Consider the following 6,978-nt stretch of genomic DNA (forward strand, 5'->3'; position numbering starts at 1 on the left):
GGGAGAGGGGCGGAGCCCCTCGTTCTCTCACAGAAAGGTGCGTACGGGCCGAGTACACGGCTCATGGATCAAGTATCGAATATTTCGACAGGGGATGATGGTATTTTGTCATATCGAGGTTCTGTCTCTTTTTTTGTGTAAACCCCTTTTTTGTTATGGGTTTAAGAATCAGCTTATATACTTAGCTAATCTTTCATACTTTATCACAAGTTGAGTAAGGATCCTGGACCAATCAAGAGTTCTTACTGTCCATTTCTTTGTTATGTTTATTATTGCTAGATAAGCCATCTTTAAGAGAGAATTGTCTGTTGGAAAAACTCCTTTGTTCTTCGTTACCTTTCTGAGTTGTCTATTAACTGATTCAATGGGATTAGTTGTATAAACCAGTCTTCTCAGTTCCTCTGGATATTGAAAGAAGGTTGATAGAGTTTCCCAGTTATCCTTCCAGCTTTTTATTGACAAGAGGTATTTGTTCCCCCATTTCTCTTCGAGTGCAAGTAATGCATTCCATCCCGCCTCTCTTGTAGGCGCCTGATAAACTGTCTTTAGATCAAGTGCAAGAGGTTTACGATCCCTCAAGGTAACATATCTCATGGTGTTCCTTATCTGGTGAACTATGCACTTCTGAACCTCAGAAAAGGAGCTTTGTCGATTTCTGTGCAGCCCTAACCTTCCGCTGCATATCGGGAAGCGACGACTGACATCTCCCGCGGGAAAATTCACAAGAATGAAATTGCGCCTGTCCATTGCTCTTGCAACGGAACTGTCTACTTGAGCGTTTTTCATCTCGGGACGACCGGCAAAATCTTGCCAGCGGGTGTTATCTCTGCAACCTGGCGTTAGAAAAGTCTGGACCTTCTTCCATTGAAGAAGAAGGAACACGAAACTCCTTTCTTGTATCAGTTGTCAGGAGCTGCTTGAAGTCTTCAGGGCTAAGAACCTTGCCCGGTGTAATGGAGGGTCTCACTGACTCAATAATGGGATTGATTCTAGAAAATCTCTCGTGATACTTGACTGGAGGCACGAATCTAAGACATCCGAAATGCGTAACTGGAAAAATACTGAATTCTTCGTCTACAAAGCTTTTCATAAGCTGGATTTCCCCCTCGCCTCTGCGGCAGCAGAAGAGAACGATGCTGTGTTCGGAGATTCTGACTATTTCGCTTCCACTTCAGCAGGCGACCAGGGGGTTAAATCCAGTAATCACTAGTCTCATCAGCTTCCTACTGTCGATGATTCGATTCTTTAGGAGTCGGTAGTTTTTTGTTCGACATCACTTAGCATCTCCTTCCACTTAGAAGTGACTACCTCATCCTCACGAAGAATCTGCATTCCTTCTCTGGGAGCAAACTCTTCGATTGTGACAATGCCTTCGTAGATTTTCGCAAGATTTTAAGAACCGAGAAGAAATCGTATTAACCCCTTAGCAATGGAGTATGTACCTTTGCCAATGTAGCATTGCTTAGCTGGACAATGTATATCTTCCTAAGTCCTTCGCATTTAATTAATGATCATCCTATTTAAGGCTTCTCCATCCACAAGATTCTTCAAACAGGTTGTCAAATGTGCTATGTCGAAAGCAGTTTCGATACAGTCGAGGTCAATGTACTCGAGAAGCGAGTCAAGGTGTTCATGCTCAGCAATGATCTCCACTGGCTTCTTTTCCATTACTTCAGCTGCAAATTTCAAATCTAGATCTCTACCCTTTCTGGCGATCCTGTGAAAACTCTCAAGATTCGCTTCGAAACAACGCACGAACCTATCCTTCTAGGTGGACATGCGTCCGGGATGAATAGTTACAACAGTAGCTTCAAGTTGCGCTGCAATTTCCAGAGCTTATATGCTCTGTTGCATGGATTCCCTTCGTATTCGGGGATTTGAAGAGGTAATATTTACATCCCTGCTTGGAGAATTAACGGTCCGCTTAAGACCGAGGTCGTCCAGCGTTTCTCCTGTAGCCTGCAAATCTCTCTTTCCTTTCCAGAGATGTCGGCGCAGATCTCGACACCTGTTACCTTCTCATTTGCGAAAATCTTCAGGGCCTTCTTAACCGGGAAATCAAAGAGAATGTCAGAAATGAAAAGAAACTCAACTCACCAGATACTGCAAATGCTGCATTGAGAACTGACTGTCAGAAACTAATGAAGTTATTGCTTCGCCCTAGAAATACCGTTTAAGTTAGCGAGAAGAGAGGCTCCCAAGAGAGTGATTTCGTTATGCATCAAGATCTCTCATTAAGATCACTCTTTTGGAAGATCCAGTAAGCGTCTTTTTTAAAATGGTGCTGATGGATTTCGTTTCTCACGGTAGGTGATCTATGGCCTCAAACAATTCGATGGCTATGAGACGCATCTGAAGCTAATTGAAAGGGCAATACTACTTCCTTGGCTTCGAGATGATGATATAATTTCTAACGTCACCATGGGAATTCAGGAGGATTCAAGTTGAGCATGAAAAACGTTTTTCTTTACGTCATTGGAGCGGTTGTGTTTGGGTATGTGCTATTCACGTTCATCGATGCTTCGGTAAACGATCAAAGCACAATAAAAGGAAGAGTGATCGAAATAATCAGTTTCGATGAAACTGGTGGCTACTCGGCAAAGGGACTACAGACTCTCAGAGTTAAGGTACTGACTGGGACCTATGCCGGAGAAGAAGTTGTGATCGAGAATCACTTCACAGATAATCCGGCGATGGATATCCGAGTTGAAAAGGGCGATACTGTGGTGCTGTATATGGATGAGAGGGGTGAGGTGACCTTTCATATTATCGACTTTGTTAGGCAAAGATACGTCTTCGTGATCGTTCTGGTTTTCATTTGTCTGCTTCTTCTTATCGGGAGGCTCTCTGGACTCAAGTCCTTCATTACTCTTACTCTCACGGGCTTGATAGTAATCAAAGTGATGCTGCCTTTGATTCTTAAGGGGTTCAACCCCATTGGTGCTTCTTCGCTGTCAGCGGCAGTGATCACTATTCTTACCTTTGCAATCGTTGCCGGAGTGAACACAAAGTCCCTATCAGCGATCTTCGGTACGTTATGTGGTGTGCTTTCTGCAAGCTTAATAGCATATGTAACCGGTTCGCTGGCGAACCTTACCGGCCTAAGCAGCGATGAAGCAACAATGCTTGTCTACATACCCCAGAATATTGAATTCGATTTTATGGGCCTGCTCTTCGCAGGGATAATTATTGGAACGCTCGGTGCCGTTATGGATGTTGCCATGTCTATCTCTTCGGCAATGTACGAGATGAAATCCATCAACCCAGAAATGACAACTGGCAAACTCGTGAAATCCGGCTTCAATATTGGCAGGGACATAATGGGAACCATGACTAACACCCTTATTCTCGCCTATACGGGAAGTTCAATTTTCCTCATGCTCGTCTTTCTTGCGTATGAGACGACAGTCATAAGGATAATCAACATGGATGTAATTGCAACGGAGATTATTAGAGCCGTTTCCGGAAGCATAGGAATAATACTCTCAATACCTGCCACTGTTCTTCTTTCGGCCTTTCTTCTTAATAAGTACGGAGGTAGAAACGGTTCAACGACCGGAAAGCAATGATTTTCGTACGCATCGTTTTCTTGCGCACAAACACTACTGTGTTCTCAGGCTTATAATGGTAAACTTTCAACCTATACTGTCAACCATTTTCATTATCTCTAGAGAGGCTCCTGATAATCGTTTTTATCGATTGATCATATGTAAATACAGGTCACAACAATCTTCTAATTCAACGAAAAAAAGTGCGATTTGCAATCAGTAATAATTTTCGAAAATCAAAGGCCGCCCACTAGGGACGGCCTCTTTTGAACAACCTTTAATACGAAAGGAGTGCTATGAGACGCTATTTTGCTTTGTAACCGTCATCTCCGAAGATGTGACCTTCGTCGTATCCAACTGCATCAAGCCACCAGTCAGGATATCCTGCCGAAGAACCAACATTCGGAATGTTTATGTACCCATCTCTGTACTTCGTAATTAGATATTCGTTGAAATCCCATACCTGGTCCATAACATCATTAGTGATACCGGCAACGTAATCTGTGAGGAACTCCTTACAGAGTTCGGGATCAACTTCGTAAAGCTTGAGTGCAGCAGCCTCTATTGCAGGCTGAACCGCGAAGAGCTTGTCTTCAATCTTCTGTTGAAGGGCCTGTATCTCAGGATAAATGTAGCTGAATTTTAGTTCTGCCCAGTTGCCCATGAAGTTCATTGCCCAACCGGCTACATTACGATCGAATTCATGGAGATTTCCGTGATCAAATGCGTAGGGGACGTCGTTGATACCACAGTATAGAGGAACTAGTATCGATTCGTGCGGTGCAGCTGCGCCGAACCATATTACTCCACCGATTGGATCGGGAAGCCAGCTTCTTACCTGTGAAACAAAGACATAATCACATCTGAATATTGAAATCGCCCTTTCCCAGCTGCCCTTTATTAGCTTACTGGAGCCTGCGTAGCGATTTGGATTGCCAAAAGGTCCTGCTGCGAGTCCTTCGGTAAGATCAAATTCCGTACCCTCGTAGAAATCCCTGAACAGAGAAATCACGTCGGCAACAGAGAGTTTTTCATCGGGGACAACGGAGAACGGGTAATCAGTTGTAAAGCCGTCTTCTACCCATGGAGAAAACTCTTTTGAAGGAGCCACTCTGTCAAGAACTCTCCAGATTCTTCTCAAACTGTAATATGGCTGAGAATATTCACCTGTGCTAACTGTTGCCATCCAGTCGATAGGACCCGTGCTAGGATCATACCAGCCTGCTTCCGTTGCAACTTCGATCAGATTTGGAGAGAACATCATATCTGGATTTTCCGGATCTAGCTCTCTAATTCTGAAGATGTTGGCCTCGACGAAGACTTCACCATCGGGAACCTTTTTGGCTGCCCATAGTGCACTCTTCTTGTCCGGTGATGCACAGACTTCGAAGACCCATGCTTCGTTAGGATCTGTCACTGTAAGAGTTTCTCCCCATCCGTAATAACCGTATTCAACGGCGAGATCTCCCATGAGCTTGACTGCATCTCTGGCGGTTGTACATCTCTCAAGAGCTACCTTTGAAAGAGCCGAAATATCAAAGATACACTCGTTTGCTACGGGCTGAGCGTAGACCTTTGCTGAGCAGGTACATTCGCCGATGGCAACCTGATGTTCGTTGATAACTCCGTAAGCAGCTTCGTAATAGGCGAAAGTGTGCTCGACTTGATCAATGTAGCCAAGTGGTTCGTAAGGTGAGAAGTTAGGATCATCGTATGTTGGACCCATATCCTTACCAATATATCGAGGATACGGTTCGTGGAACGGGTAAACCGGTCTCTTTGAACCTGCCTCGAAATCGGCCGCTGGAATGTAAACATACCTGAAATCGCACTCTCCACAGTCGCATGAATGACTCGTCATTACTGAGCCATCAACAGATGCACCCTTGGTCACAACTACAGTTGTGCATGCCCAACCAAGACTTACGATTGCGGCAACCACAATCAGGACTAACAACGTTTTGCGCAAATGAAACCCCTCCTACAAAATGTATTTATGGGGAACATCCCCAGTTTAGAGGCCTTTGACCTCTTAAAGCACATGAAAAAACCTCGCCATGTGACTACGTCAAGAAAACACAGCCCATTAGCTGTTTCATAAGAATTGAGGTGTATCATCTCTTTCCTAGAGAATTGCGTCGTTTGAAAGGCGCAAGTAAGAATCATTGTGAGACAAGTCCGTTTTACAAAATTCGATGCTTTGATGAGATAGTATACAGGTACTCCACAGCAATGCAAGGATAAATCGCTCTATTGTCTCAGAAGCATTTTGTCTAGGATTGCCTGCAATGAGATCTCTCAACCACATTATAACAGGAAATACTGTGACAAGCTAACTTTTTTGGAATTTGAAACAGAAGTTTTAAATAGGATATATTTGCTCCGATCTAAAGTGTGGAAAATGAGGAGAAGCAGACTCGATTTGTTCGAATATGAGATAGCGGAATAAAATGCACTGAAGTGCATCCGTGAAGGCGAAGCTGGAACGAATTCTCCAGGTGACAATTATAACTTCGTAGGGAGTCGATTCGAACCTGGTCTGCCGACGCAGAATAAGAAACGAATTTCGCTGCTCGTTTAACGCTTCGAAAAGACGTCCTCCGCCGTCCAAAATCAATGATTTGCTTTCCGATTGGATCAAAATCGTTAGGGAAGAAAGAGGCATGAGAACAGAGGCACGAAGATGGAGATCAAACGACGCAATCCGACATACTGAAAGATCAGTCGTAAGTTCTCAGTTCCTAGTTGGAGGTTAAAGACCCGAAAGCAAAAACACAACAGCCCGTCATTCTGAACTTGTTTTAGAATCTCGATCCTTAGAGACGCTGATCGATGTGAAGAGCCATCCCAAAAAAGAGCAGTTCTTCGTTCCGACGCTACGCGTCCAGGTTCTTGGTCTTCGTCAGGGATTCCGTCTGAACTTGTTTCGGGATCTTTGGAGACAATTACAACGAATGAATATATAAGTGGAAGGATGACACAGCAAAGAACTGAATGTAGTGTTTTTACTTTTGGCACACCGCAGTTTGCAACTGCTCTTCATGAAAAACCAAGGACGGCTCTTCACAGCGCTTAGCAACTCTCAGCAAGTGCCCAGCGGCTCTCAAAACCGTAATGCTGAAACGAGCATGACGCGATTAGACGTTTTCAGAAAGCCCGCCGGGATGCTGAAACAAGTTCATGATGTGACATATTCGCAGTCACAACATTGTCATCCCGAACTTGTTTCGGGATCTCTTCGATCCAATCGAAGGACCGGCTTTCTGAGCATGGTGGAACTCTTGAAATGAACGTGGACGCGGAGCGTTCACCGGCCAGCGGGTTTTTGTTCTTAAGCGCACAGCGGCTCTTTCAAAGGACGGGACCATGCTCCTGGACGATGGGCTTCTACTATGTCAACAGTTATAAAAAAGGCAGACTGAAAGGATCA

4 protein-coding genes and 1 pseudogene are annotated in these 6,978 nt (G+C 44.3%); 1 reads left to right on the forward strand and 4 read right to left on the reverse strand.

Annotation, left to right across the window (positions count from 1 at the left end):
- Nucleotides 1-168: 168 nt before the first annotated feature.
- The 3 genes and pseudogenes from V513_RS01995 to V513_RS02005 all read right to left on the reverse strand — a co-directional run.
- A pseudogene (locus V513_RS01995) lies at nt 169-636 on the reverse strand (transposase); the annotation flags it as partial.
- A gap of 184 nt (nt 637-820) precedes the next feature.
- A complete protein-coding gene (locus V513_RS02000) occupies nt 821-1,090 on the reverse strand; it encodes a hypothetical protein (RefSeq protein WP_099771469.1) in 270 nt (89 codons plus the stop codon).
- 410 nt (nt 1,091-1,500) lie between these two features.
- Nucleotides 1,501-1,755 carry a hypothetical protein gene (locus V513_RS02005; RefSeq protein WP_099771470.1) on the reverse strand — a complete coding sequence of 85 codons (255 nt, stop codon included), beginning with the start codon at nt 1,753-1,755 and terminating at the stop codon, nt 1,501-1,503.
- 695 nt (nt 1,756-2,450) lie between these two features.
- Between V513_RS02005 and V513_RS02010 the strand changes: the two genes are divergently transcribed.
- Complete coding sequence (locus tag V513_RS02010; RefSeq protein WP_257211890.1) at nt 2,451-3,569, forward strand: YibE/F family protein; 1,119 nt, start codon at nt 2,451-2,453, stop codon at nt 3,567-3,569.
- Nucleotides 3,570-3,852: 283 nt separating this feature from the next.
- Here V513_RS02010 and V513_RS02015 read toward each other — a convergent pair whose 3' ends face one another.
- Nucleotides 3,853-5,517 (reverse strand): dipeptidase, encoded by a 1,665-nt coding sequence (locus V513_RS02015; RefSeq protein ID WP_006487104.1) that lies wholly within the window; start codon nt 5,515-5,517, stop codon nt 3,853-3,855.
- Between the last annotated feature and the right edge of the window lie 1,461 nt (nt 5,518-6,978).

The organism is Mesotoga sp. H07.pep.5.3 (genome assembly GCF_002752615.1).
Lineage (GTDB): Bacteria > Thermotogota > Thermotogae > Petrotogales > Kosmotogaceae > Mesotoga > Mesotoga prima.

Coding starts and splice junctions, on each gene's coding strand:
- V513_RS02000 (WP_099771469.1), bottom strand. CDS start 1,090: ATGAAAAGCTTTGTAGACGAAGAATTCAGTATTTTTCCAGTTACGCAT.
- V513_RS02010 (WP_257211890.1), top strand. CDS start 2,451: ATGAAAAACGTTTTTCTTTACGTCATTGGAGCGGTTGTGTTTGGGTAT.